The 24,433-nt window shown below is 52.9% G+C and carries 24 protein-coding genes; 5 read left to right on the forward strand and 19 right to left on the reverse strand.

The window, feature by feature from the left end; translation table 11 throughout:
• Nucleotides 1–7: 7 nt before the first annotated feature.
• From rnt to bfr, 3 genes are all read left to right on the forward strand, one after another.
• A complete protein-coding gene (gene rnt / locus JQR86_RS12000) occupies nt 8–655 on the forward strand; it encodes a ribonuclease T (protein WP_407363362.1) in 648 nt (215 codons plus the stop codon).
• Nucleotides 656–780: 125 nt separating this feature from the next.
• The gene (locus tag JQR86_RS12005; protein ID WP_073450677.1) at nt 781–996 is read left to right on the forward strand and encodes a bacterioferritin-associated ferredoxin; all 216 of its coding nucleotides are present in this window, start codon (nt 781–783) and stop codon (nt 994–996) included.
• A 186-nt stretch (nt 997–1,182) separates the two neighbouring features.
• Nucleotides 1,183–1,659 carry a bacterioferritin gene (gene bfr, locus JQR86_RS12010; RefSeq protein WP_019365389.1) on the forward strand — a complete coding sequence of 159 codons (477 nt, stop codon included), beginning with the start codon at nt 1,183–1,185 and terminating at the stop codon, nt 1,657–1,659.
• A 74-nt stretch (nt 1,660–1,733) separates the two neighbouring features.
• On the opposite strand, the gene JQR86_RS12015 is transcribed toward bfr, so the two are convergent.
• Together JQR86_RS12015 and htpG are read right to left on the reverse strand one after the other, a co-directional pair.
• Nucleotides 1,734–2,468, reverse strand: a complete 735-nt coding sequence (locus tag JQR86_RS12015; protein ID WP_074827365.1) for a dienelactone hydrolase family protein — start codon at nt 2,466–2,468, stop codon at nt 1,734–1,736.
• Nucleotides 2,469–2,531: 63 nt separating this feature from the next.
• Nucleotides 2,532–4,430 carry a molecular chaperone HtpG gene (gene htpG / locus JQR86_RS12020; RefSeq protein WP_125887836.1) on the reverse strand — a complete coding sequence of 633 codons (1,899 nt, stop codon included), beginning with the start codon at nt 4,428–4,430 and terminating at the stop codon, nt 2,532–2,534.
• A 277-nt stretch (nt 4,431–4,707) separates the two neighbouring features.
• On the opposite strand from htpG, the gene JQR86_RS12025 reads away from it, so the two are divergent.
• A complete protein-coding gene (locus JQR86_RS12025; RefSeq protein ID WP_010797811.1) occupies nt 4,708–4,992 on the forward strand; it encodes a hypothetical protein in 285 nt (94 codons plus the stop codon).
• Nucleotides 4,993–5,047: 55 nt separating this feature from the next.
• On the opposite strand, the gene brnQ is transcribed toward JQR86_RS12025, so the two are convergent.
• The 10 genes from brnQ to sdhC all read right to left on the reverse strand — a co-directional run bounded on the left by brnQ (nt 5,048) and on the right by sdhC (nt 17,917).
• Nucleotides 5,048–6,367, reverse strand: coding sequence for a branched-chain amino acid transport system II carrier protein (brnQ, locus tag JQR86_RS12030; protein WP_219653200.1), 1,320 nt, complete (start codon nt 6,365–6,367; stop codon nt 5,048–5,050).
• Between the two features lie 314 nt (nt 6,368–6,681).
• Entirely contained in the window at nt 6,682–7,569 is an 888-nt protein-coding gene (gene sucD / locus JQR86_RS12035; RefSeq protein WP_003087428.1) for a succinate--CoA ligase subunit alpha, read from the reverse strand.
• The gene (gene sucC, locus JQR86_RS12040) at nt 7,569–8,735 is read right to left on the reverse strand and encodes an ADP-forming succinate--CoA ligase subunit beta (protein ID WP_019365384.1); all 1,167 of its coding nucleotides are present in this window, start codon (nt 8,733–8,735) and stop codon (nt 7,569–7,571) included. The genes sucD and sucC overlap by 1 nt, the downstream gene beginning before the upstream one ends.
• 151 nt (nt 8,736–8,886) lie before the next feature.
• Nucleotides 8,887–10,323: a dihydrolipoyl dehydrogenase gene (gene lpdA / locus JQR86_RS12045; protein WP_010797807.1), complete on the reverse strand. Its 1,437-nt coding sequence runs from the start codon at nt 10,321–10,323 to the stop codon at nt 8,887–8,889.
• 65 nt (nt 10,324–10,388) lie between these two features.
• Entirely contained in the window at nt 10,389–11,612 is a 1,224-nt protein-coding gene (gene odhB, locus JQR86_RS12050) for a 2-oxoglutarate dehydrogenase complex dihydrolipoyllysine-residue succinyltransferase (RefSeq protein ID WP_074827373.1), read from the reverse strand.
• A gap of 36 nt (nt 11,613–11,648) precedes the next feature.
• Nucleotides 11,649–14,480 carry a 2-oxoglutarate dehydrogenase E1 component gene (locus JQR86_RS12055; RefSeq protein ID WP_026003888.1) on the reverse strand — a complete coding sequence of 944 codons (2,832 nt, stop codon included), beginning with the start codon at nt 14,478–14,480 and terminating at the stop codon, nt 11,649–11,651.
• Nucleotides 14,481–14,676: 196 nt separating this feature from the next.
• A complete protein-coding gene (locus JQR86_RS12060) occupies nt 14,677–15,381 on the reverse strand; it encodes a succinate dehydrogenase iron-sulfur subunit (RefSeq protein WP_010797804.1) in 705 nt (234 codons plus the stop codon).
• A gap of 11 nt (nt 15,382–15,392) precedes the next feature.
• Complete coding sequence (gene sdhA, locus JQR86_RS12065) at nt 15,393–17,165, reverse strand: succinate dehydrogenase flavoprotein subunit (protein ID WP_074827374.1); 1,773 nt, start codon at nt 17,163–17,165, stop codon at nt 15,393–15,395.
• Nucleotides 17,166–17,168: 3 nt separating this feature from the next.
• A complete protein-coding gene (gene sdhD / locus JQR86_RS12070) occupies nt 17,169–17,537 on the reverse strand; it encodes a succinate dehydrogenase, hydrophobic membrane anchor protein (protein ID WP_010797802.1) in 369 nt (122 codons plus the stop codon).
• Entirely contained in the window at nt 17,531–17,917 is a 387-nt protein-coding gene (gene sdhC / locus JQR86_RS12075; protein ID WP_010797801.1) for a succinate dehydrogenase, cytochrome b556 subunit, read from the reverse strand. Before sdhC ends, sdhD begins: the two co-directional genes overlap by 7 nt.
• Before the next feature lie 340 nt (nt 17,918–18,257).
• Between sdhC and gltA the strand changes: the two genes are divergently transcribed.
• On the forward strand, nt 18,258–19,541 hold the full coding sequence (gltA, locus tag JQR86_RS12080; RefSeq protein ID WP_010797800.1) for a citrate synthase: 1,284 nt from the start codon (nt 18,258–18,260) through the stop codon (nt 19,539–19,541).
• Nucleotides 19,542–19,639: 98 nt separating this feature from the next.
• Here gltA and JQR86_RS12085 read toward each other — a convergent pair whose 3' ends face one another.
• The 7 genes from JQR86_RS12085 to JQR86_RS12115 all read right to left on the reverse strand — a co-directional run bounded on the left by JQR86_RS12085 (nt 19,640) and on the right by JQR86_RS12115 (nt 24,428).
• Complete coding sequence (locus tag JQR86_RS12085) at nt 19,640–20,695, reverse strand: OmpA family protein (protein WP_074827376.1); 1,056 nt, start codon at nt 20,693–20,695, stop codon at nt 19,640–19,642.
• Between the two features lie 104 nt (nt 20,696–20,799).
• Nucleotides 20,800–21,384: an RNA polymerase sigma factor SigX gene (sigX, locus tag JQR86_RS12090; protein ID WP_019365377.1), complete on the reverse strand. Its 585-nt coding sequence runs from the start codon at nt 21,382–21,384 to the stop codon at nt 20,800–20,802.
• Between the two features lie 79 nt (nt 21,385–21,463).
• Complete coding sequence (locus JQR86_RS12095; RefSeq protein ID WP_286788200.1) at nt 21,464–22,288, reverse strand: mechanosensitive ion channel family protein; 825 nt, start codon at nt 22,286–22,288, stop codon at nt 21,464–21,466.
• A 2-nt stretch (nt 22,289–22,290) separates the two neighbouring features.
• The gene (locus JQR86_RS12100; protein ID WP_010797796.1) at nt 22,291–22,539 is read right to left on the reverse strand and encodes a hypothetical protein; all 249 of its coding nucleotides are present in this window, start codon (nt 22,537–22,539) and stop codon (nt 22,291–22,293) included.
• Between the two features lie 55 nt (nt 22,540–22,594).
• A complete protein-coding gene (locus JQR86_RS12105; protein ID WP_125887833.1) occupies nt 22,595–23,596 on the reverse strand; it encodes a zinc transporter ZntB in 1,002 nt (333 codons plus the stop codon).
• 20 nt (nt 23,597–23,616) lie between these two features.
• Nucleotides 23,617–24,108: a ribonuclease E activity regulator RraA gene (rraA, locus tag JQR86_RS12110; RefSeq protein ID WP_407363133.1), complete on the reverse strand. Its 492-nt coding sequence runs from the start codon at nt 24,106–24,108 to the stop codon at nt 23,617–23,619.
• Nucleotides 24,109–24,128: 20 nt separating this feature from the next.
• The gene (locus tag JQR86_RS12115; protein ID WP_010797793.1) at nt 24,129–24,428 is read right to left on the reverse strand and encodes a Rieske (2Fe-2S) protein; all 300 of its coding nucleotides are present in this window, start codon (nt 24,426–24,428) and stop codon (nt 24,129–24,131) included.
• Nucleotides 24,429–24,433 lie beyond the last annotated feature (5 nt).

Raw genomic sequence — 24,433 nt, forward strand, 5'->3', positions numbered from 1 at the left:
GGAAGAAATGGAAAACACCGCGCCAATGTCCGACTCGCGTATTCCAATGGCCCGACGCTTTCGTGGCTATCTACCTGTAGTCGTGGACGTAGAAACCGGTGGCTTCAATGCGGCCACCGATGCGCTATTGGAAATAGCCGCTACTGTCATTGGGATGGATGAGAAAGGTTTTCTCTTCCCTGAGCACACCCATTTCTTTCGGGTCGAGCCATTCGAAGGGGCCAATGTAGAACCTGCCGCGCTCGAGTTTACTGGCATCAAGCTTGATCACCCGCTGAGGATGGCCGTCAAGGAAGAACATGCCCTTACGGAGATCTTCCGTGGGGTGCGGAAATCTTTGAAGGCCAACGGTTGCAAGCGAGCCATTTTGGTAGGTCATAACAGTAGCTTTGATCTTGCGTTTCTCAACGCTGCGGTCTTGCGCTCTGGTATCAAACGAAACCCCTTTCACCCCTTCTCAAGCTTTGACACGGCTACATTAGCCGGACTAGCTTATGGGCAAACGGTACTAGCCAAAGCCTGCCAAAGCGCTGGAATCGAGTTTGATAATCGGGAAGCGCACTCTGCCCGTTATGACACGGAAAAAACGGCCGATCTGTTCTGCGGTATCGTCAATCGCTGGCGTGAGCTGGGCGGCTGGATGGACCCTGAATAAACCTTTTGCCGAGCGGCCATCGTGCCGCTCGGCAGGTTAATAACATTCCCTCCTATAACGCTTTGACAATCATTCTCACTACGATTAGTCTGCCGACATCTCTTTTCAGCCATAGACGAATCGCCATGTACGTATGTTTGTGCCGAGGTGTCACCGATAAGCAAATCCGTGAAGCTATCTACGAAGGATGCTGCAGCTATCGGGAAGTAAGGGAATGCACAGGAGTAGGTACTCAATGCGGTAAATGTGCCTGCCTGGCTAAAACGGTTGTCAGAGAAACCCTTGGCGAGCTTCAGGCGGCTCAAAGTCTGGCCTACCCGGTCGGATTATCCCAAGCCTGATAAACAGATTTTTAAGGACCGGGCATTTGGCCCGGTTTTTTTATGTCTAAAAATCAGTAGGTTATGAATCAGTTGCGAAAGCGTGTTATTCACAGATGTTTTTCATAATCAATTCAATAACTTACGTTTGACAAGCTCTCGCTTCGCGCCCAGACTTGTATTACATAATCCTTGGGCGGAGCCGTCATGAAAGGCGACATTAAAGTCATTCAGCATCTCAACAAGATACTTGGAAACGAGCTTGTTGCCATCAATCAGTACTTCCTCCATTCGCGCATGTATAACGACTGGGGCCTGAAAAAACTTGGCCACCATGAATACCATGAGTCAATCGACGAGATGAAGCATGCGGATCGTCTGATTGAGCGAATCCTGTTTCTTGAAGGCCTTCCAAACCTTCAGGATCTTGGCAAGTTGATGATTGGTGAAAATACCAAGGAAATGCTTGAGTGTGACCTTCGCCTGGAAATCGCAGCGGTTGCCGACCTACGAGATGCAATTGTGTACTGTGAAAGTGTTCGAGACTATGTAAGTCGCGACATGCTCAAAGACATCCTAGAGTCTGAAGAGGAGCATATCGATTGGCTCGAAACTCAGTTGGGGCTGATCGACAAGGTAGGGATTGAGAACTACCTGCAATCCAATATGCATGACGACGACTAAATCTTACAGGTCATAAAAAGCCCGCCTATTGGCGGGCTTTTCTTAGACTAGGCACTGCTGCGGGTCTTCGCATACTAGCGCGACATGACCTCATCAAACAGATTATGCATAGCCAGAAAGGCGCGTTTGGCAACAACCGGATTGTATTGCTGCTTGCCTGGATTATTGGCTTCCGGATCAGTAAAGGAATGGACAGCGTTACCGTAACTGATAACTTGCCAATCGACATTGGCTGCGGTCATTTCTGCCTCGAAAGCAGAAATCTGTTCGCTAGGCACTAACGGATCAGCAGCCCCATGCAGCACTAGAACGGGTGCTTTGATATTACGGGCATCTTCAGGATTTGGCGTATCCAGATTGGCATGGAAAGTGACAACAGCAGCCAATTCTGCACCTTCACGCGCCAACTCAAGCGCAGCACAGCCACCAAAGCAAAAACCAATGGCAGCAATGTGTTTCGTGTCTATTGCAACAGTGCCTGCTTGAGCAACAAGCGCCTGATAAGCAGATTGCAGGCGCTTGCGTAGTAAAGCCCTATCATTACGAATCGGCATCATGGCTGCCAGCGCCTCATCTGCATTAGCAGGACGCACCTTCTGACCATAAAAATCCACGATGAAATAAACCAGCCCATCTTCGCTGGCAAGGCGCTTGGCTAAATCAATAGCACCTTGCGATACGCCCATCCAGTTAGGCGAAAGCAGAACTGCTGGCCGCGTCTGGGGCTGATCAGCATCGTAGACCAGCTGCCCTTCGAACGGCTGTCCATCGATCTCATACTGGATTGCCTTAACCGTCATTTCGGCCATGGGTTACCTCTTCGTCGTTGGGTGTTAAAAGAAAGCCCGCCAGAAGCGGGCTTTATCAGCGCATCAGGCAGAAAGTTCTACCAGAAGCTTATTGAGACGGCGCACGTACGCAGCCGGATCCTTGAGACTATCACCTGCAGCGAGAGCTGCCTGATCGAACAAGACATGAGCTAAATCTACGAAGCGGTCTTCATCCTGCTCCATGTCCAGCTTTTCAATCAAAGGATGCTGTGGATTGATTTCAAAAATCGGCTTGGATTCAGGGGCCTTCTGGCCGCTCGCCTCAAGGATGCGACGCATCTGCAGACCCAGGTCCTGTTCGCCGATTGCCAGAATAGCCGGTGAGTCTGTCAGGCGATGAGAAACCCGCACTTCGCTGACCTCGTTATCCAGTGCCTTCTTGATGCGACCAACAAGATCTTCTTTGGCCTTGGCTATTTCTTCCTGAGCCTTCTTGTCCTCTTCGGAATCAAGCTTACCCAAGTCCAGATCGCCACGAGCGACGTCAACGAATGCCTTACCATCGAACTCAGTCAGGTAGCTCATCAGCCACTCATCGATGCGATCCGTTAGCAGAAGGACTTCGATACCCTTCTTACGGAAAACTTCCAAGTGTGGACTGCTCTTCACCTGATTGTAGCTTTCGCCTGTCAGGTAGTAGATCTTGTCTTGCCCTTCCTTCATGCGACCAATGTAGTCAGCGAGCGCAACGTCCTGTTCACCCGCATCTCCATGAGTCGATGCAAAACGCAGCAAGCCGGCAATCTTCTCACGATTGGCAAAGTCCTCCGCCGGCCCTTCTTTCAGTACCTGTCCAAAAGCACTCCAGAACTGCTTGTATTGCTCCGGCTCGTTTTTGGCCAGCTTTTCCAACATATCCAGGACCCGCTTGGTCAACGCCGACTTCATGGAGTCGATGACCGGATCCTTCTGAAGAATCTCACGAGAGACGTTAAGCGAGAGATCGTTGGAATCCACCACACCCTTGATGAAGCGCAGGTAAAGGGGCAGGAACTCGTCAGCCTGATCCATAATGAATACGCGCTGCACATAAAGCTTCAATCCACGCGGCGCTTCACGCTGGTACAGATCAAAGGGTGCGCGTGCAGGTACATAAAGCAGCGAGGTGTATTCAAGTTTGCCCTCTACTTTATTGTGACTCCAGGTCAGAGGGTTCTCGAAATCATGGGAGACGTGCTTGTAAAACTCCTGGTATTCCTCATCCTTGACTTCAGTACGCGGCCGTGTCCACAACGCGCTGGCCCGGTTGACCGTTTCCCACTCCTGCTCTGAGGGTGCGTCCTCTCCGTGGTGCTCTTTTGGCAGCTCGATCGGCAGTGCAATGTGATCAGAATACTTCTTGATGATATTACGCAGACGCCAGCCGTCAGCGAACTCTTCTTCGCCTGTTTTCAGATGCAGAACGATGCGAGTACCACGCTCAGGTTTTTCGATGGTTTCAACATCGAACTCGCCTTCGCCTTTCGAACTCCAGTGAACCCCTTCCGCAGCAGGCTGTCCAGCACGGCGTGTAAAGACATCCACTTTGTCCGCTACGATAAAGGCACTATAAAAACCGACCCCAAACTGGCCGATCAAGTGGGAGTCCTTGCGCTGGTCGCCCGACAGGTTCTTAAGGAAATCAGCGGTGCCTGATTTGGCAATAGTTCCCAGATGCGTAACGACATCCTCACGGCTCATGCCGATGCCGTTGTCCTCTATCGTGACAGTGCGTGCATCCTTGTCGTAACTGATACGGATCTTGAGCGCGTCGCCGCCCTCAAGCAGCTCCGGCTTGGCCAGGGCCTCAAAGCGGAGCTTGTCCGCCGCATCGGATGCGTTGGAAACCAACTCCCGAAGAAAAATTTCCTTGTTGGAATACAGAGAATGAATCATGAGATGAAGCAGCTGCTTCACTTCAGTCTGAAAACCTAATGTTTCTTTCTGAGTCTCCACACTCATGGTTACGAACTCCACAGATGACGGTTGAGCCGCGATAGCGGTGATGGACGCAAAATGGGGGCAAGTCCTTATTTTTCAACCCAAAACGGATTGCAGGTCTCATATCCGGGCCATTTAATCAAATGTCAGGAACTACCTGGCCATGATTGCTGCCAATAGGTCTGGCAGCCGTACCTGTTAGGCTCGCATACCGCCATAGACGCTAAGAAGGTCTACGCGGAACTTCGCTGTATACGTATGCTCGAAGTGCTGCCGTGAATTAAACAAGGAGAAGACCATGCAAAAACCTTTCGCTTACGCCCTGCTGCTTGCTGCAGCCCTTGGCTTAGCTGCCTGTGACAAGCCTTCCGAAGAAAAGGCACAAGACGCACAGCAATCCGAGCAGAAAGCTCAAGAACACATGAATGAAGCAGCCAAGGAAAGCAATCAGGCTGCTCAAGAGCGTACTGAAGCCGCCCAAGAGCAAGCTAAAGAAGCTCAGGATACCGGCACCAATACTTCTCCTCAGGGAAATCCGGATCAGCCTCTGCAAGGCGGTGATCCGAACACCAAGCAGCAGTAAGCTTGTAATAAAAAAGCCCGCAGTAGCGGGCTTTTTTATTACCGGGAAAAAGCTCTTATGAAGCTCGCACGGCCTGTGGCTGGCCTTGCTGTCTATCCCAGAGCGTAGCCAATACACCCACTACAACCGATGGAATGAGCCACGCCAGCCCTTGATCTACCAGCGGAAGCTTGGCCTCCAGCCATGTAATCCAGCTGGCATCAAAACCTGCCGCCTTTATGCCATCTACAACGCCGAACAGAAACGCAACCAGCATGACAGGGGCTACAACGCGCGAGGATGAATGCCACAGTCTGGAGCAGAAGCTAAGCACAACCAAGACAATGCACGGCGGATAAATGGCCGTCAGCACGGGTACGGATATTTGAATCAGATGAGTCAAACCCAGATTCGAAACGAGTAGAGAAAAAAGTGCCAGTGCAACAACCAGAACTTTGTAAGGCAGATGCAGGGCTTCACTAAAGTATTCTGCACAGGCGCAGGTCAATCCAACCGCAGTGACCAGACAGGCAAGCGAAATCAGACAGGCAAGGAAAATACTGCCAGGTTCACCAAACGTATGCTGTACATAGGCATGAAGCACCTCTGCCCCATTAGTGGCCGCTGGCACCAATGAATGGCTGGTAGAGCCCAGCTGGAACAGGCTGATGTAAACCAGAGCCAACCCAACACCTGCAATCAGTCCTGCAATAACAGCGTAGCGCGTAATCAGTGTTGCTGATTCAATGCCACGCGCCTTGATCGCATTTACAATGACGATGCCAAACACCAGAGCGCCCAACGTATCCATGGTCAGATAACCATTAATGAAACCTTGGGAAAACGCCTGTGCCTGATAAGCTTTAACGGACTCGCCCGTCCCGCCGGCAGGCCATAGGAATGCCGCCGCCCCCAGAATGGCAAGCGCCAGGATTTTCAACGGCGCCAGGAAACGGCCCACCGTATCCAACAACCGACCTGGATAAAGCGATACCAGCAATACAACACAGAAATAGACAAGGCTGTAGAGAAACAGCGGTAGCGCCCCACCACCTGTAAGGGGCGCAAGCCCAACCTCGAATGAGACAGTTGCAGTACGTGGGGTGGCAAACAGCGGACCGACTGATAAATAGCAGACCGCTGCCAACAGGCCACCGGCTACCCGTCCGATTGGTGAGCTCAGCGCATTCATGGCGCCGCCTACACGAGCTAAGGCAACCACTGTTAGTACAGGCAAGCCTACCGCTGTAATAAGGAAGCCAATAGCCGCAGCCCAAACGTGGGGACCGGCTTGCAAGCCTACAATCGGAGGGAAAATGATGTTACCCGCGCCTACAAAGAGAGCGAAGGTCATAAAGCCAAGCGCCAGGATATCCTGGCCTTTCAGAGATTTCATTTAAGGGAATACCGGATTCAGACAGATTGATCGCGAAGGGTTCCCGTTGCTTATTAGGAACGACGCCCGCTTGGCTAAAGCGGACCACTAATGGCTACCCTACTCTTTTGGAGACGGTGGCTGTGAAGGGTGCACATCCTAACGAAATCTGCAGACAAAGGCAGCAAAAACGTCTTACACCCCGACTAAACGAGCCGAAATCAGGCCCTCTGTAGCAGTATTGTCGATCGATCAGCGATTTACAGAACTAAAAATTTATCAGCCCTATAAAAACAAAGGCCACCTTAAAGGTGGCCTTTGCATCAAGGTAAGGCTTACGCCTTCTTGACTTCCCAACCAGTCAGCTCGGCCAGGGCCTTGCCGATATCAGCCAGGGAACGTACGGTCTTGACGCCTGCGTCTTGCAGCGCAGCGAACTTCTCGTCAGCAGTACCTTTGCCGCCAGAGATGATTGCGCCCGCATGACCCATACGCTTGCCAGGAGGTGCAGTAACACCGGCAATGTAGGACACAACAGGCTTGGTCACATTGGCCTTGATGAAGGCTGCAGCCTCTTCTTCGGCAGAACCACCGATCTCACCGATCATGACGATCGCTTCGGTCTGGGGATCTTCCTGGAACAGCTTCAGAATATCGATGAAGTTGGAACCCGGAATCGGGTCACCGCCGATACCCACACATGTGGATTGGCCGAAACCTGCGTCAGTGGTTTGCTTGACCGCTTCGTACGTCAGCGTACCGGAACGGGAAACAATGCCGACCTTACCTGGCAAATGAATGTGGCCAGGCATGATGCCGATCTTGCATTCGCCGGGTGTGATTACGCCTGGGCAGTTTGGACCAATCAGGCGTACGCCCAACTCATCGCACTTGACCTTGGCATCCAGCATATCCAGCGTAGGAATGCCTTCGGTGATGCAAACGATCAGCTTGATACCACCAAACGCGGCTTCAAGAATGGAGTCCTTACAGAAAGGAGCCGGAACATAGATGACCGAAGCCTCGGCGCCGGTCGCTTCTACTGCTTCCTTAACCGTATTGAATACGGGCAGCCCCAGGTGGGTAGTACCACCTTTGCCTGGCGTTACACCGCCAACCATCTTGGTGCCGTAGGCGATAGCTTGCTCGGAGTGGAAAGTACCTTGGCTACCGGTAAAGCCCTGGCAGATAACTTTGGTGTCTTTATTAATCAGGACGCTCATTACTTACCCTCCGCGGCCTTGACGACCTGCTGGGCAGCGTCGGTCAGGCTAGTTGCCGCGATGATGTTCAGACCGCTTTCGGCCAGGACCTTGGCACCCAACTCAGCGTTGTTGCCTTCCAGGCGCACAACGACGGGAACCTTCACGCCGACTTCTTTCACTGCGCCGATGATGCCTTCAGCAATCATGTCGCAACGAACGATACCGCCGAAGATATTAACCAGTACGGCTTTAACATTGCTGTCGGACAGAATGATCTTGAACGCTTCGGTTACGCGCTCTTTGGTCGCGCCACCGCCTACGTCCAGGAAGTTGGCCGGCTTGCCGCCATGCAGGTTAACGATGTCCATGGTACCCATGGCCAGACCTGCACCATTGACCATGCAGCCAATGTTACCTTCAAGTGCAACGTAGTTCAGTTCCCACTTCTGCGCATGGGCTTCACGAGCATCATCCTGGGATGGATCATGCATTGCACGCAGCTTGGGCTGACGATACATGGCGTTGCTATCGATATTGATCTTGGCATCCAGACAGTGAAGGTCGCCATCTTTCTTGATGACCAGCGGGTTCACTTCCAGCAGCGCCAGGTCATAGTCCTGGAACAGCTTGGCCAGACCAACAAAAATTTGGGTGAACTGCTTGATCTGGTTACCGGTCAGGCCTAGCTGAAAAGCCAGCTCACGGCCTTGATAAGGCTGAGCACCTACCAGAGGATCAACGGTTGCCTTCAGAATTTTCTCAGGCGTGTCGTGCGCAACTTTTTCGATGTCCACGCCACCTTCGGTGGAGGCCATGAAAACGATACGGCGGCTGGAACGGTCAACGACCGCACCGAGGTACAGTTCCTTGTCGATGTCCGTGCAGGACTCAACCAGGATCTTGCTAACCGGCTGACCATTAGCATCAGTCTGGTAGGTCACCAGATTTTTGCCTAGCCAGTTTTGAGCAAACGCCTTGGCGTCTTCACGGCTCTTGACCAGCTTCACACCGCCGGCTTTACCACGGCCACCCGCATGAACTTGTGCTTTAACGACCCACTCGCTGCCGCCGATTTTGTCGCAGGCTTCCGCCGCTTCTTCCGGGGTGTCTACAGCGAAGCCCTTGGATACAGGCAGGCCGTACTCAGCGAACAGCTGCTTACCCTGATACTCGTGGAGATTCATGCTTATCTACCGTCTTCGTTAGGTATTGCGCATTTTCGGCGCTGCGCTCACTGGCGCCGCGCCACCTGTAACTGCCCTCTGGCAGTCCGGTGAGCGTTCCTGCGGCCCTCCCCTGGAGTAGCGGCGGGCTGCTCACCGTTGGTCTACCGTCTTAACGCTTCTTGCGGTTGGCAATATGAATGGCATGGCCATTCACCGCCAGGGCCGCTTCATGCAGCGCTTCAGACAGTGTTGGGTGCGAGAACACCATCATGCCCAGGTCTTCGGCACTGGTGCCGAATTCCATGGCGATGGCGCCTTGCTGAACCAGATCCGCTGCACTTGGGCCAATAATATGAACACCTAGAACGCGATCGGTCTTGGCGTCGGCAATTACCTTGACCAAGCCAGCCGTATCGTTGGCCGCCATGGCTCGGCCACTTGCAGCAAACGGGAAGGTGCCGACATTCACTTCAACGCCTTCAGCCTTCAAAGCCTGCTCGGTTTTGCCGACCCATGCCATTTCCGGATGGGTATAGATAACCGAAGGAATCAGATCATAGTTCATCTGAGCCTTGTGACCTGCGATACGCTCGGCCACCATGACACCTTCTTCGGAAGCTTTGTGAGCCAGCATCAGGCCGCGTACACAGTCACCGATTGCGTAAACGCCGGGTACGCTGGTAGCGCAATAGTCATCAACATAGATGTATCCGCGCTCATCGCTCTCCACGCCGCAATCAGAAGCCAGCAGATCGGTCGTCACGGGACGACGGCCTACGGCTACGATCAGCTTGTCGAACGTCTGCTTCTGCTCACCGGTAGAGTCGGTAAAGGTCACGGTCACTTCGTTTCCGTTGACTTCCGAACCGGTTACACGTGTACCCAGACGAACGTTCAGACCTTGCTTGGTTAGAATCTTCAGGCCTTCCTTCGCAATCTGCTCATCGGCAGCCGGCAGGAATTTGTCCAGCGCTTCCAGAACAGTTACTTCGGCACCCAGACGAGCCCATACCGAGCCCAGTTCCAAACCAATAACGCCTGCACCAATAACGCCCAGACGCTTCGGAACTTCAGTGAAGTCAAGAGCACCCGTGGAGTCAACAACAATGCCTTCAACAAGCGGAGCCGGCGGAATTTCGATCGGACGCGAGCCCGAAGCCAGGATGACATTTGTCGCTTCGACAACTTGAGTCTGACCGTCCAGACCTGTCACTTCAACCTGCTTGTTAGCTAGCAGCTTGCCATGTCCTTCCAACAGCGTTACACCGTTGGCCTTGAATAGCGTGCCGATACCACCTGTCAGGTTCTTAACGATCTGATCCTTACGACCGATCATGGCAGGTACATCGATAGTCACGTTGGGTGCATCGATGCCGTGAACCTTGAAGCCTTCATGCGCTTCATGAAACTTGTAAGAGCTATCCAGCAGCGCCTTGGAAGGAATGCAACCTACGTTCAAGCAGGTACCACCCAGGGAGACCTTGCCTTCCTTACCCTTGTATCGCTCGATACAGGCAGTTTTCAGGCCGAGCTGCGCAGCACGGATGGCAGCCACATAGCCGCCAGGGCCGGCACCGATCACGACTACGTCGAATTTTTCGCTCATAAGTTTCATCCTATTTCGATAAACCGGACGGCTTCTTACGAAGCCGTCTCTATATATGGACCAGATTAGATATCCAGCAGCAGACGGGCCGGGTCTTCCAGCAGATCCTTCATGGTGACCAGGAAGGTTACGGCTTCCTTACCGTCGATCAGACGGTGATCATAGGACAGAGCAAGGTACATCATCGGCAGAATGACAACCTGACCATTCACTGCCATAGGCCGTTCCTGGATCTTGTGCATGCCAAGGATGGCAGTCTGCGGCGGGTTAACGATCGGAGTGGATAGCAACGAGCCAAAAACACCACCGTTGGAGATGGTAAAAGTACCGCCCTGCATGTCTTCCATGGTCAACTTGCCGGCTTTCGCCTTCTTGCCGAAATCAGCAATGGTACCCTCGACTTCAGCCAGGCTCATGAGCTCGGCATTGCGCAGCACCGGAACAACAAGGCCACGATCACTGGAAACCGCAACACCAATGTCCTGATAACCGTGGTAAACGATGTCGCTACCATCGATAGAGGCATTGACGCCTGGCTGACGCTTGAGAGCCTCGGTCGCCGCCTTAACAAAGAAAGACATGAAGCCAAGGCGTACGCCATTGTGCTTCTTCTCAAACATGTCCTTGTACTTGGCGCGTAGCTCCATGATCGGCTTCATGTTGACTTCATTGAATGTAGTCAACATGGCCATGCTTGACTGAGCCTCGACCAGACGCTCGGCGACCTTGGCACGCAGACGTGTCATCGGTACACGCTTCTCGACGCGATCGCCTGCAGCAAAGGTCTGTGCCGGCGCAGCCGCTGCAGCCGGCTTGGCTGCCGGAGCGGAAGGCGCAGCTTTCTTGGCTTCGATAGCGGCTACAACGTCTTCCTTGGTTACGCGACCGCCTTTTCCGGTGCCCTTGATGCTGGCTGGATCCAGACCATTTTCTTCTGCCAGCTTACGAGCGGCTGGCGCCAGAATCGGATCCTCTTCATCCTGAGCTGCAGCAGCAGGCGCAGCAGACGACGCTACGGCCGGAGCACTAGCGGCTGGCGCAGCAGCTGCAGCACCCTCCTCCACGCGTGCAATGACTTCTTCGCTCAGCACGGTGTCGCCTTCGTTTTTCAAGACTTCGGCCAACACACCGTCAGCGGGAGCCACAACTTCCAGGACAACCTTGTCAGTTTCGATATCAACCAGCAGTTCGTCCCGCTTTACGGCTTCACCAGGCTTCTTGTGCCAAGTAGCGACGGTGCCATCTGCAACCGACTCTGGAAATGTTGGGGCTTTGATCTCGATAGCCATTCTATTGGATTCCTTAATTCGTTTTATGCGCGCGCGTTAACCATTAAAAGCATCGTTCAGCAGTTTTTCCTGCTGCTCGGCATGCATCGAAGCGTAACCAACTGCCGGCGCAGCGGAGGCATCACGTCCTGCGTACTTAAGGCCAATCTCAGGCTTGAGCGCTGAAATGACGCGACGCATATGATGCTGACTGCAATACCAGGCACCCTGGTTCATAGGCTCTTCCTGACACCAAACAATATCCGTCAGATTGCTGTAGGCAGACATGACTTCTGTCAGGTCATCCTCAGGGAACGGATAAAGCTGTTCGATGCGTACGATCGCTGTATCTTCACGACCTTCGGTACGGCGCTTCTCAAGAAGGTCGTAATAGACCTTGCCGCTACACATGACCAGACGGGTTACCTTTTGCGGATCGATCGCATCGATTTCCGGTATAACAGTCTGGAACGAGCCTTCAGCCAAATCTTCCAGTGTGGAAATGGCAAGCTTGTGACGCAGAAGCGACTTGGGTGTTAGAACCACAAGTGGCTTACGCAGCGGACGAATAACCTGGCGACGCAACAGATGGTAGATCTGAGCGGGCGTGGTCGGTACGCATACCTGGATGTTCTGCTCGGCACACAGTTGCAGGTAGCGCTCCAGACGAGCAGAGGAATGCTCGGGGCCCTGTCCTTCATAACCATGAGGCAGCAGCATGGTCAGGCCACACAAGCGGCCCCACTTGATTTCGCCACTGGTAATAAACTGATCGATGACAACCTGCGCGCCGTTGGCGAAATCACCAAACTGCGCTTCCCAGATCACCAGAGCATTTGGTGTCGTCGTGGCATAGCCGTACTCAAACGCCAGTACAGCTTCCTCGGACAGCAAGGAATCGTAGATCTCGAAACTTGGCTGATCTTCGCTCAGATGTTGCAGCGGAACATAAGGCACACCATCCTTCTGGTTATGAAGCACAGCATGGCGATGCGAGAACGTACCACGGCCAACATCCTGACCAGTAATACGAACCGGATGGCCCTCATGCAGCAACGTGGCATAGGCCATGGTTTCCGCGTAGCCCCAGTTGATCGGGAGTCCACCAGCACTCATCTTCTGGCGATCTTCGAGGATTTTGCCAACCTGACGCTGTACAACCAGGCCTTCCGGCAGCTGCAGCAACTTGTTGGATAGTTCCTGCAAAGTCTTCAGGTCAAATCGAGTGTCGTGACGTGCGGTCCAGGCATGTCCCAGGTAGGGGCGCCAGTCAACGAACAGGCCTTTGTTCGGCTCCTTGACCAGGCTCGCCACCACATGGCGACCTTCATCCAAGGCACTACGATAGTTTTCGAACTGAGCCTGTACCTGCTCGGCGCTCATCACACCGGCCTGTACCAATGCATCCGCATAAAGGTCACGTGTGGTGCGCTGCTTGGTGATTTGCTGATACATCAGCGGCTGAGTACCACTGGGTTCGTCAGCTTCGTTATGGCCACGACGACGATAGCAAACGAGGTCAATGACTACGTCACGCTTGAAATGCATGCGGTAGTCGACCGCCAGCTGTGTCACGAAGAGAACCGCTTCCGGATCATCACCATTCACGTGGAAGATAGGCGCCTGCACCATTTTGGCAACATCAGTTGCATACTCGGTGGAACGGGCATCTTCCTGGCGGTTTGTGGTAAAGCCGACCTGGTTGTTGATTATGATATGCAGCGTGCCACCGGTTTTGTAAGCCCGGGTCTGGGACATCTGCAGGGTTTCCATCACTACACCCTGCCCTGCAAAGGCCGCATCACCATGAATGGAAATCGGAACGACCTTGTCGCCGGATTTGTCGCTACGACGATCCTGACGTGCGCGTACCGATCCTTCCACCACTGGAGAAACGATTTCCAGGTGTGACGGGTTAAAGGCGAGCGCCAGGTGAACTTCTCCACCTTCAGTCATTACGTTGGAAGAGAAACCCTGGTGGTACTTCACATCACCGGAGCCCAGCTCAACGATTTTCTTGCCTTCGAACTCATCGAAAAGATCGCGAGGATTCTTGCCTAGCGTGTTAACCAGTACGTTCAAGCGGCCACGGTGGGCCATACCGATTACGATCTCTTGGGCGCCATAGGAGCCGGAGCGCTGGATGATTTCGTCGATCAGCGGAATGAGGCTTTCTCCACCCTCCAGGCCAAAGCGCTTGGTGCCTGGATACTTGGTACCCAGATACTTTTCCAAACCCTCTGCGGCCGTTAGGCGTTCGAGCAGATGTGTCTTGGCTTCGGCGGAATACTGAGGACGCCCACGGACACTTTCCAGACGCTGCAGGAACCAGCGGCGCTCCTCGGAATCGACAATATGCATGAACTCCGCACCGACAGTGCGGCAATATGTCTCTTGCAGAGCATCCCGTATTTCCCGCAGAGTTGCCTCTTCTTTGCCGAAGTACAACTCGCCGGTGCGGAAGGTCGTATCGAGATCTGCGTCAGTCAATCCATAGTGATTGAGTGACAGGTCGGCAGGCGCTTGACGCTGCCACAACCCCAGCGGATCCAGACTCGCAGCCTGATGGCCGCGCATACGATAAGCCTGAATAAGGCGCAGAACTTCGACCTGCTTCTTCTCATGCTCACTGCTAACTGTACCTGCTGAGACAGGCTGGGCACGGCGTTGATTTTTTGCCAGGAGAACGAAGTGATCACGGATCGCTGAGTGCGATACGTCAGGGGAGAAATTTCCATCTGCAGGAAGCTTCTGGAAATAAGAGCGCCATTCCTCAGGAACGGCATTGGGATCGTGCAGATAGAGCTCATAGAGCTCTTCGACATAGGAGGCATTCCCACCTGATAGGTGAGCGCTTTCCCACATCCGCTGCATAACGCTTTCGTGCATTTAAGTCACCCCTCGGTCAGGGACAACACCATCGAGTCATACTGCGCGCCAGAAAGCTATACAGCATTCATTGATGTCCGGGCACCAGCCCGGTTGCCCCTAATATGTATTCAATCAACCGGCAGAGCCTACGCCTTGCAGGTCGCTTTAGAGCACCGACAAAGGATTCTGTTCCTTTGTCGGTGCAAATCGCTAATTAAGTACCGCTCTGAAGCAGCATGCTACGCACATGACCAATTGCTTTCGTTGGGTTCAACCCCTTCGGACATACCGTCACGCAGTTCATGATCGAACGGCAACGGAAGACACTGAAGGGATCGTCCATGGCAGCAAGACGCTCCTGAGTATGCGTATCACGGCTGTCAGCCAGGAAACGATAGGCTTGCAGCAGCGCAGCAGGGCCCAGGAACTTGTCAGGGTTCCACCAGAACGACGGGCAAGACGTAGAGCAGCAGGCGCACAGGATGCACTCGTACAAGCCATCAAGCTTTTCGCGCTCTTCAGGTGTTTGCAGCCGCTCGATAGCTGGCGCAGGCGTCTCGTTTTGCAGATAGGGCTGCACCTTCTCGTACTGCTTATAGAAGATGCTCATATCGACCACGAGGTCACGGATGACAGGCAGACCCGGTAAAGGACGAACAACCAGCTTGTTACCTTTTACAACGCTTGAAAGCGGTGTAATACATGCCAAGCCATTCTGGCCATTGATGTTCATACCATCGGAGCCGCAAACACCCTCGCGGCAAGAGCGACGGTAAGAGAACGTAACATCCTGTTCTTTGATCAAGGCCAGGATGTCAAGAACCATCAGATCCTTACCACCGGTCTCGATCTGAAATTCCTGCATGAAAGGAAGTTCATCCTTTTCAGGGTTGTAGCGGTAAACACTGACTTGCAACATAACGGCAAACCTCAGTATGTACGAACTTTAGGTTCGAACGTAGGAACTGTCTTCGGAGAGAAATTGACAGCGCGCTTGGTAACACGCTTGTCTTCTGGGAAGTACAAGGTATGGCAGAGCCAGTTCTCGTCGTCCCGCTCTTCAAAATCTTCGCGAGCATGCGCTCCACGACTTTCCTTGCGGGTTTCCGCTGCAATAGCAGTGGCTTCAGCAACTTCCAAAAGGTTCTGTAGCTCGAGTGCCTCGATACGGGCCGTGTTGAATGCCTGGCTCTTGTCTGCAATCTTCACGTTGGCGATTCGCTCGCGCAGCTCGGAAAGCTGTGCGATACCCTTCTGCATGTACTCGCCCGTACGGAATACACCGAAGTAGTTCTGCATGCAGCTCTGAAGCTCTTTGCGCAGAGGCGCTACGTCTTCTCCAGTGCTGCGTTCGTTGACACCAGAAATGCGAGCCAGGGAGTGCTCGATATCACTGGCGCTGGCGTCGCGATGCTCAACACCTTCCTTCAATGCTTTTTCCAAATGCAGACCCGCTGCGCGACCAAAGACAACAAGGTCAAGCAGAGAGTTGCCACCCAGACGGTTTGCACCATGAACCGACACACAGGCCACCTCGCCCACGGCGAAAAGCCCTTCAATGATCTTATCATTGCCGTCGGTATCCTGAGTGATCGCTTGCCCATGAATATTGGTAGCGATACCACCCATCATGTAATGGCAGGTCGGAATAACAGGAATAGGTGCCTTGACCGGATCAACATGCGCGAATGTTTTGGACAACTCGCAAATGCCTGGCAAACGGCCGTGAAGCACTTCTTCACCCAGGTGATCCAGCTTCAACAATACATGATCGGCGTCTGGGCCACAGCCATTGCCTGCAATGATCTCCTTGATCATGGACCGAGCAACAACGTCTCGTCCAGCCAGGTCTTTGGCATTAGGCGCATAACGCTCCATGAAGCGCTCGCCATGCTTGTTGATGAGGTAACCACCCTCACCACGGCAACCTTCGGTTACCAGCACGCCCGCACCGGCAATACCGGTTGGGTGGAACTGCCACATTTCAATGTCTTGAACAGGCACACCTGCACGCAATGCCATACCGATACCATCGCCGGTATTGATCAGCGCGTTGGTAGTAGAAGCGTAAATACGTCCAGCACCGCCGGTGGCCAGAACAGTGGCTTTCGAACGAATGTAAACGGTCTCACCCGTTTCGATGCAAACTGCAATGATCCCAACGATGGATCCATCCTGGTTTTTTACCAGATCGACTGCATACCACTCATTCAAGAAGACGGTATTGTTCTTCAGGTTGTTTTGATAAAGGGTATGCAACAGCGCATGACCGGTACGGTCAGCCGCAGCACACGTACGCGCCGCCTGGCCGCCCTTACCATAGTCCTTGGACTGCCCACCGAATGGGCGCTGATAGATACGGCCTGTTTCAGTACGGGAGAACGGGAGGCCCATGTGTTCCAGTTCGAAAACCGCTTCGGGACCCACAGAGCACATGTACTCGATGGCATCTTGGTCGCCAATGTAGTCCGACCCCTTTACAGTGTCGTACATGTGCCAGCGCCAATCGTCATTCGGGTCAGCCGATGCGATGGCACAGGTAATACCGCCCTGAGCGGATACGGTATGGGAACGAGTAGGGAAAACCTTAGTAACAACAGCTGTCTTGTGACCTGACTGGGCCAACTGCAGCGCTGCACGCATGCCTGCGCCGCCGCCACCTACGATGATGGCGTCAAAAGAAAGAGTACGAATACTGGACATGACTCACACACCCCAAAGAATCTGTACGCCCCACACAAAGAAGGCGAACATGGCAACACCACATACAGCCTGGAACAGGAAACGCACTGTCGTGGCGCCCTTACCCAAGGCCATAGGGGTCAGATAATCGGTAGAGATGGTCCACATGCCTACCCAAGCATGAACCCCAACCGAAACCAAGGCGAGCAAGCTGAAGATTCGCATCCAGCCGTTGCTATACAGCCCATGCCATTGCTCAAACGACATATCGGGGTGAAGCACGACATATCCAAGTAAGAAAAGCGTATAAATCGCAAGAATTACTGCGGATACGCGCTGAGCCATCCAGTCATAGAGACCTGAGCGCGAGAAGTTAGTGACGCTAGTTACCATATCCAGACCCCCACCAGAACGATCAGCACCGCAGATACAATCAATACGATCTGAGAGCCCAATTTGCCGCCTTGCAATGTTTCACCGGCACCCATGTCCATAATCAAATGGCGCACGCCTGCTACTAGGTGGTACAGCAATGCGGACAACACGGCCCAGATCACGAGCTTGACCAACGGATACGCCAGGAACGCTTTCACACGAGCAAATCCATCCTCAGAACTCAGCGACAGGTCGAGCCCATAAAGCAGCGCAGCAAGGCCGATGAAGAGGATAACGCCGGAAATTCGGTGAAGGATCGAGGTGTAAGCTGTGATAGGGAGTTTTATGGTCCTGAGGTCTAGATTTACAGGTCGTTTACTATTCACGGCTTCTTTCACACTGAGAGCCCAAAGTTGCCGGGCTAGTTATTGGGAATTGCTTTAATAGACATCCATTACTGGATTGACAACCGCGCTGGAGAGGCACACAGCCTGAGGCGGTCGGCCATGAAGTATAGACAGTTAGGCTGCTCATGACAACGCACCAATTCCATACAAATAGACTAATGTCGCTGCCCTAAACGGCGCTCAATAGTGTAAGTTATGAGCACGTTTGAAACCTAAGTAATAATTGGCGCAATATGTTCGTAAATTGACTTTCAAATGATTGCCTCTATAGTGGCCCTGGCCCTGCGTGGGGGTTGTATAAATGATTTCAAGCATAAATAAGGAGGCCTTAATGGCTGACAAGAAAGCGCAGCTAATCATTGAGGGCGCAGACCCGGTACAGCTGCCCGTAATGTCTGGAACCCTCGGACCTGATGTGGTCGATGTTCGTAATCTTACGAATGCTGGCGTTTTCACGTTCGATCCAGGCTTTATGTCGACGGCCTCCTGTGAATCGAAAATCACCTACATCGATGGTGATAATGGGATCCTCTTGCACCGCGGCTATCCCATCGAACAACTGGCAGAAAAGTCCGATTACCTTGAGACTTGTTACCTTTTACTAAAAGGTGAATTGCCTAACGAAGAACAAAAGCAGAACTTTGTAAGCATCATCAAGAACCACACCATGGTTCATGAACAGCTCAAGACGTTCTTCAATGGCTTTCGTCGTGACGCTCACCCAATGGCCATCATGTGTGGCGTAGTGGGCGCACTTTCCGCCTTCTATCATGACTCCCTGGACATCCAGGACCCGCATCATCGTGAAATTTCGGCCATGCGCCTGATTGCCAAGATGCCAACCCTGGCCGCTATGGTTTACAAGTACTCCATGGGTCAGCCAATGATGTATCCCGATAATCGCCTGGGATACGCAGAAAACTTCCTTCACATGATGTTCAATACACCTTGCGAAATTAAGCCGGTCAGCCCGGTTCTCGCAAAGGCAATGGACAAAATCTTTATTCTGCATGCCGACCACGAGCAAAACGCCTCCACCTCGACAGTTCGGCTGGCAGGCTCCTCGGGTGCAAACCCATTCGCCTGCATCGCAGCCGGCATTGCAGCGCTTTGGGGCCCCGCTCACGGCGGAGCAAACGAAGCAGTATTGCGAATGCTGGATGAGATTGGCGATGTCAGCAATATTGATAAGTTCGTCGCCAAGGCCAAGGATAAGAACGATCCATTCAAGCTAATGGGCTTTGGCCATCGTGTTTACAAGAACTTTGACCCTCGCGCCAAAGTTATGAAACAGACATGCGATGAAGTTCTTGCCGAACTTGGCATTAATGATCCTCAGCTTGAACTTGCCATGCAATTGGAAGAACTTGCGCGCAAAGATCCTTACTTCATTGAAAGAAATCTTTACCCCAACGTCGACTTCTATTCAGGCATTATCCTAAAAGCAATCGGCATACCCACCAGTATGTTTACTGTGATCTTCGCCCTGGCCAGAACAGTAGGCTGGATCTCTCACTGGCAAGAAATGCTTTCCGGCCCCTATAAGATTGGTCGTCCTCGCCAACTTTATACCGGCCCAACCAAGCGCGATATTAATCCGATTAATAATCGTTAATAAAAAAAGCCCCTTTCGGGGCTTTTTTATTGCTTCAACAAGCACAAATTAAAAAGCCCGCATCCTAAGATGCAGGCTTTTTACTAGACAGTAACTAATTACTGCTTAGCTTGAGCTTCAACTTCAGCTTCTACGCGACGGTTAACGGCACGGCCAGCTTCAGTGGAGTTGTCAGCTACAGGACGGCTCTCACCGTAACCTACAGCATTCACACGATTGCCAGAAACACCATACTGGTTAACCAGAACGTTACGAACTGCGTTTGCGCGACGCTCAGACAGACGCTGGTTGTAAGCATCAGTACCAACAGAGTCAGTGTGACCTTCTACAGTAGTAGAAGTCTGTGGATACTGCTGCATGAAGTCAGCCAGGTTCTTGATGTCGCCATAGCTTTCCGGCTTCACAACAGCCTTGTCAAAGTCGAACTTCACGTCCAGTTCAACGCGAACAACTTCTGCAACAGCCGGGCAACCGTTGGCATCAACAGTTACGTTAGCTGGAGTGTTCGGGCACTGGTCGACGTTATCGCAAACGCCATCGTTATCGGAATCGGTGCACACATCAGCAACCGGCTCCGGTGCTGGTGCAGCTTCCTGACGACGGGAAGAACCACCGAAGTTCACACCCACACCTACGACCGCAGACCACTCACCCTGGTCATCATCGATGTTGTAGTTGCCTTCCAGGCCACCGCGAGCGTACAGGTTCTCGGTGAAGTAATACTTCAGGCCCGCACCTACATTTGCGAACGTAGTGTGGTTGCGGCCGTGATGGTCAGCATGCGCATCAGTCAGAGACTGGTGAGCGAAACCGCCGGAAACGTAAGGACGCAGACCTACACCAGGAGTACCCCAGTGGTAGTAGGCATCAAGGGCAGCCAGGCTACCGTGAATCTTTTTGTGACCTTCATCGTGGTCGCCACGTACGTCGTGGTACTCACCATAGGACAGCGCCAGCTCGACGTCGTCAGTCAGGAAGTAACCCACCGAACCGCCATACAGGTTGGCATTGCTCATGTCACGCTGGCTGTCGGTGAAGTAGCGCTTGCCAAACAGCTCGCCCTCTACTGCGCCTTGACCCTGAGCCATGGCGCTCAGAGAAGAAGCGGCGACCAGGGAGCCAATGACGACGCCTAAGGTGCTCTTCAATTTCATCCTATGTATCCCCATCTTAATGATATTAGTGTTCCGGCAATCTCCGGAGGCTTTGACAACAAGTTATTCAGAAGTTCATAAAAAACAGTGGACTATGGTGTTACCTAGCCCTCAACTTCTGCTGCGAACTTGTCACGCAGCTTATCCAGTGCCCGCTTATAACGCATCTTGGTCGCACTGAGCCCCATGTGCATGATGTCTGCAATTTCCTGGAACTCGAGCTCCGCCACAAAGCGTAACACCAGAATTTCTCGATCAATCTGATTCACATGGGCTAGCCAGCGATCCAGACCACCCCGCTCTTCCAACTTTGGCGCCTTTTCATCCGAAGCTTCTTCGATCGGCTCCAGACTCAAAGCATCTACCAGACGACGCTTACGACGCTCCTTCCGGTATTGGGTAATGCACTCGTTGTACGTAATGCTATAGAGCCAGGTCTTAAACTTTGACTTGCCCTCAAAGTTCTTAAGTCCATACAGCACCTTCAGCATGACCTCCTGACAGACATCATCTGCATCTCGGTCGTTCCCCAGATAGCGTGCGCATACATTGAACAGCGTACGTTGATACCGCCGCATCAGTTCTTCGTAGGCACGCGTCACATGGAACAACTCGGTATGTGCGCGCTGCACCAGCTCCTCATCAGTGAGCTGGCGGGGGTCATAGGCTGTAGACAAGGTTTCGTTCAAAGCGGACGGTGCCGGACTGCCGTTCAGTGGGCGGCATGATATCCGTCTCACCGCTCGCTGTCGGCAACTTTTTCACTTGTTAGCGAGCCTTTACACGCTGATCAAGAAGGCGCTTGTTTGAAACCGATATCAATTCATCGTCCGCGGTAAGCAGCAACGTTTTCACCGTACCGATCTCTTCGATAACGCCTTCAACCTCATCAATTTGTACGAATTGCCCGACCTCGAAAATTTCTCGCACATAGATTCCAGCCAGGATCTGAGCGACCAGGTCGCGACTGCCCAACCCCAACGCCAATGCGGCTGCCAGACCAAGTGATGCCAACACGATTGCAATAACGGTATTGAGTAGCTCAGTCTTTATTTCAAGCTGCCCGATGGCTACAGAAATGCTGATGATAATGACCAGCGCCTGGGCAACGCGCCCAAGGCCTGCGGAATAATCCAGCCCAACACCTTCAGCCGCGCCATGCACGATTCCATTGACCAGCTGCGCCAGCAGCACGCCTATGACTAGAACCAGAGCAGCGCCAAACACTTTGGGCAAGTACAAGGCCATGACATCAAGCGTAGACGAAACGCGCTGCAGGCCAAGCGACTCTGCAGCCGATACCAGAAAAACCAGCAGAATGAACCAGTAGACGATGCGACCGATCAATGTACTGACAGGAATCTTGATCCCAACCCGGGCCAACATCTTGGTAAGACCAGTCCCGGTCATCAATCTGTCCAGGCCTAGCTTGGCCAAGAGCTTGGAAAGAAGATGATCAAGCAGCTTCGCAAAAAAGAATCCGAGAATAACAACCAGCAAAGCACCCAGAAGATTGGGAATGAAGCCTGCCACCTTGCTCCATAGGGTTGTCATCGCGGACAGGAGGCTTTGCGTCCAGATATCAAATTCCATGATTACTCGGCTTGTTTGTTAGAAGAACGGGAGCTACGAGAAGAGCCACGTACAGGCTTGACGTGCCCCGAGCCATTATTGATAGCCATGAGGACGGCGGATCCCCAACGCCCCATCAGCCCGAACAGATCACCTGCACCCACCTGCCGATTGGCAGTCTTCAGGACGCGATCCAGTCTGTCGTAATCCGTCGGAGCCTCGGCTCCCGACTTGAGCATATCTTTTAATGATTCTTCGAAAGGATCTGGCATAGCGCACCCCTCGCCACTTTCATGCTAGACGGTCGTCCAAAACAGCAAGTCACACTTACAACCACCGCAACCGCCTGAAGAGCCACCACTGAAAGACAGCAATAAGCAGGATGGCACCGCATGCCACAACAAAGCCCATCGAGAATGTCGACCCGGGAATGCCGCCCACATTCATACCAAGCAGACCCGTTACAAAGCTCATGGGCAGGAAGAATCCGGTAATGATGGCAAGCAGATACATGGTCCGATTGGTCCGCTCAGCCACACTGCGCTGCTCGACCTCCTGCAAGAAGCTGACTCGCTCTCGCATAAGCTCAAGCTCCTCCAGATTCCGCGTCAGGCTATTATGAAGCTCACTCCAGTACTCGGCCTCTCCTCCGGCTACCAGCCAGGCTGGTTTCTGGCGCGACAGATCGAAGTAAATGTCGCGCTGAGGAGCCAGATAACGCTTGAGGCTAGCGACGCGCTTGCGCAGACCCAGGATCAGGCTGTGCTCGGGCAGGTTTGTTTCATCTTCTTCTACCCGTTCCTCCATTTCATCGAGCTGTTCAGCAAGCTCAACGACCAGCGTATCGACCCGGCTTGTCATGTAAGTAGCCAGTTGAAGGATAAGCGACCTCGTGTTTTCAGCCCCTATTCCCTCCTCGAGATCCTCTTGGATTTCAGCTGCCGCCTTGAGGGGACGCAAGCGAAGAGAAATAACGCGCTGGGCATCCACATAAACACGCAGCGATACCATATCTTCGGGAACAGCGTTGGGGTTCAGGTTCACGCCGCGTAGAAACAGGAGAAGGCTCTCGCCGATCAAGGGAACGATACGAGGACGGGTGGCCTCTTCCAGAAGAAGATCACAGGCAAACTCATTGAGTCCGCTGGACTGACGAAGCCACTGCTGGGCCTCAGGTACACTTCGGTCCCAATGCAACCACAGGGTTTCGTCGGGCTGCAGGTCAAGAATATCGAGCTCGTTGCGCTGAATCCGGCGAGCACCACCTCGTCCATTCAATACATAGCCATATACGAGGCCGCGTTCGTTACCGCTTTCGTAATCCTGCATTCCAGATTCTCGTTACTCTTTCATTCGCCTGGCATCTCAAGCCGCTGCGAGGAGACGATAATGCCGTTGTTATCAGCATATAGATAATGGCCAACTTCAAAAGTGACCCCGCCAAACACAAGGGGTATATCGCGCTGCCCTACTCCACGCTTTTCGGATTTTCTGGGATGCGAAGCCAGTGCCTGGATACCTAGGTTGGTCTCAGCCAGTACATCCACATCCCGAACGCATCCGTAAATCACGATACCAGCCCATCCATTGGCCGCTGCTTTTTCAGCCAGCATATCGCCCAGAAGCGCACAGCGCACGGACCCACCGCCGTCCACGACCATGACCTTTCCCGAACCGTCTTCCTCGACCCGCTCCTTTACATACGAATTATCTTCAAAACATTTGATGGTGACAATTTGCCCACCAAACGAGTCGCAGCCACCAAAATTACTAAACAATGGCTCTACCACTTGTATCAGGTCGGGATAGGCATCACAGAGATCAGGTGTGACGTAGCGCATATGAGGCCTCTCTCGAGACGTTAAAGGTCGATACCGATACGATCCCGCTCATAGGCAGGATTGAGCAATTTCAACTCAGGACAGTTGGCGTTGACTGCCTTGCCTGTGTGCACATCGAACTCAAAGCCATGCCTGGGACATCGTATCGAGTCCGAGGTTAAGGCGCCCTGAAACAGTGAAGCGCCCTGATGGGGACACCTGTCTTCAAAAAGGATATGTTTGCCCTCGATGACCATCAGTACGATTGGCAACCCCTTGATCAGGAAGCGCTGACGATATCCTTCCTCAAGATTCAATAACCTTTCAAGCGGCACGAACATGGGCT

Source organism: Pseudomonas sp. JZ134 (assembly GCF_051027695.1).
GTDB lineage: Bacteria > Pseudomonadota > Gammaproteobacteria > Pseudomonadales > Pseudomonadaceae > Chryseomonas > Chryseomonas luteola.

What these genes read in the sequence shown, in the direction of transcription:
- rnt (WP_407363362.1), top strand. Translation starts at nt 8, where the DNA reads ATGGAAAACACCGCGCCAATGTCCGACTCGCGTATTCCAATGGCCCGA.
- JQR86_RS12005 (WP_073450677.1), top strand. Translation starts at nt 781, where the DNA reads ATGTACGTATGTTTGTGCCGAGGTGTCACCGATAAGCAAATCCGTGAA.
- bfr (WP_019365389.1), top strand. Translation starts at nt 1,183, where the DNA reads ATGAAAGGCGACATTAAAGTCATTCAGCATCTCAACAAGATACTTGGA.
- JQR86_RS12015 (WP_074827365.1), bottom strand. Translation starts at nt 2,468, where the DNA reads ATGGCCGAAATGACGGTTAAGGCAATCCAGTATGAGATCGATGGACAG.
- htpG (WP_125887836.1), bottom strand. Translation starts at nt 4,430, where the DNA reads ATGAGTGTGGAGACTCAGAAAGAAACATTAGGTTTTCAGACTGAAGTG.
- JQR86_RS12025 (WP_010797811.1), top strand. Translation starts at nt 4,708, where the DNA reads ATGCAAAAACCTTTCGCTTACGCCCTGCTGCTTGCTGCAGCCCTTGGC.
- brnQ (WP_219653200.1), bottom strand. Translation starts at nt 6,367, where the DNA reads ATGAAATCTCTGAAAGGCCAGGATATCCTGGCGCTTGGCTTTATGACC.
- sucD (WP_003087428.1), bottom strand. Translation starts at nt 7,569, where the DNA reads ATGAGCGTCCTGATTAATAAAGACACCAAAGTTATCTGCCAGGGCTTT.
- sucC (WP_019365384.1), bottom strand. Translation starts at nt 8,735, where the DNA reads ATGAATCTCCACGAGTATCAGGGTAAGCAGCTGTTCGCTGAGTACGGC.
- lpdA (WP_010797807.1), bottom strand. Translation starts at nt 10,323, where the DNA reads ATGAGCGAAAAATTCGACGTAGTCGTGATCGGTGCCGGCCCTGGCGGC.
- odhB (WP_074827373.1), bottom strand. Translation starts at nt 11,612, where the DNA reads ATGGCTATCGAGATCAAAGCCCCAACATTTCCAGAGTCGGTTGCAGAT.
- JQR86_RS12055 (WP_026003888.1), bottom strand. Translation starts at nt 14,480, where the DNA reads ATGCACGAAAGCGTTATGCAGCGGATGTGGGAAAGCGCTCACCTATCA.
- JQR86_RS12060 (WP_010797804.1), bottom strand. Translation starts at nt 15,381, where the DNA reads ATGTTGCAAGTCAGTGTTTACCGCTACAACCCTGAAAAGGATGAACTT.
- sdhA (WP_074827374.1), bottom strand. Translation starts at nt 17,165, where the DNA reads ATGTCCAGTATTCGTACTCTTTCTTTTGACGCCATCATCGTAGGTGGC.
- sdhD (WP_010797802.1), bottom strand. Translation starts at nt 17,537, where the DNA reads ATGGTAACTAGCGTCACTAACTTCTCGCGCTCAGGTCTCTATGACTGG.
- gltA (WP_010797800.1), top strand. Translation starts at nt 18,258, where the DNA reads ATGGCTGACAAGAAAGCGCAGCTAATCATTGAGGGCGCAGACCCGGTA.
- JQR86_RS12085 (WP_074827376.1), bottom strand. Translation starts at nt 20,695, where the DNA reads ATGAAATTGAAGAGCACCTTAGGCGTCGTCATTGGCTCCCTGGTCGCC.
- JQR86_RS12095 (WP_286788200.1), bottom strand. Translation starts at nt 22,288, where the DNA reads ATGGAATTTGATATCTGGACGCAAAGCCTCCTGTCCGCGATGACAACC.
- JQR86_RS12100 (WP_010797796.1), bottom strand. Translation starts at nt 22,539, where the DNA reads ATGCCAGATCCTTTCGAAGAATCATTAAAAGATATGCTCAAGTCGGGA.
- JQR86_RS12105 (WP_125887833.1), bottom strand. Translation starts at nt 23,596, where the DNA reads ATGCAGGATTACGAAAGCGGTAACGAACGCGGCCTCGTATATGGCTAT.
- rraA (WP_407363133.1), bottom strand. Translation starts at nt 24,108, where the DNA reads ATGCGCTACGTCACACCTGATCTCTGTGATGCCTATCCCGACCTGATA.
- JQR86_RS12115 (WP_010797793.1), bottom strand. Translation starts at nt 24,428, where the DNA reads ATGTTCGTGCCGCTTGAAAGGTTATTGAATCTTGAGGAAGGATATCGT.